Raw genomic sequence first — 842 nt, 5'->3', positions numbered from 1 at the left:
CGACTGGGAACTGCAAATCATCGCAGCGCAGTAAGAGTTTGTTGAACCAAGCAAACACTTCCCAATTGAAGAAGTGGCACTAGAAATGGCGTACCGCTATTTTCGAACACAAAAAGGAGCCCGGCGGCTCCTTTTTTGATCGCTAACATTGGGACGTATCGACTTTAAAACTGTGTCCGTCTTTTCCTGCGCCTTCCAACCGGTAATAGGCGTAGCATTTGCCTTGCATCAAAGCTTCTGGCGAGTCACTAGGGCCGTAGCCGACTATCGAATAAGTGTTGTTTTCAATGAACACCAAGTTCGCTTGCTTCATTTCGTCTGAGATCGTCATGTTGTCGAAAAAGCCAAGGTGTTCGCCACATTCGCTTTGCGTTTCTGGGTAGCCGTTGTAAAACTCTTGATAGCCCACAGCCGTCAGGACACATTGGTTTGCGCCATTCTCTTGGTTGAACGCTTTCGCATTGGCGTTGAGAATGGAGACGTAGTACTGCATGTCGGCAAACAAAACTTGAATGGCAGCAGAGCGGGCGTCGGACGTACGCTGGTTCGAATGGTGGAGTGCATAAGCAGAGATTCCGGCCAGTAAAACAGCAGCGAACAACCACTCTTTCAATGAGAAACTAGACAACCATCTCATTCGTTTGCCCTCAAATTAAATCGACCATTCATACAATGGGGCGGCATTCTACGCATCGAATCTTGAAAATTTAAGGGTAAATCCCGTGTTTCAGAAAAAACTGACAGAAAGTTTATTGGTGATCAATGAGTGACACCGAATGCATATTCTATCGACAATAAATTATCGACAACGAAAAAGGGGAGCCAACAGGCTCCCCTTTCTA

General features: G+C 46.3%; 1 protein-coding gene. It reads right to left on the bottom strand.

Going from position 1 to position 842, the window contains the following annotated elements; translation table 11 throughout:
• Positions 1-142: 142 nt before the first annotated feature.
• Entirely contained in the window at positions 143-637 is a 495-nt protein-coding gene (locus tag R7O13_RS25560; RefSeq protein WP_031419248.1) for a hypothetical protein, read from the bottom strand.
• Positions 638-842 lie beyond the last annotated feature (205 nt).

The sequence above is a fragment of the Vibrio sp. Y176 genome (genome assembly GCF_033438945.1).
The sequence above is the reverse complement of the archived record's forward strand: the minus strand, read 5'-3'. Positions and strand labels throughout refer to the sequence as shown.

Excerpts from the sequence above, each read along its gene's own strand:
- R7O13_RS25560 (WP_031419248.1), bottom strand. The coding sequence starts at position 637 with ATGAGATGGTTGTCTAGTTTCTCATTGAAAGAGTGGTTGTTCGCTGCT.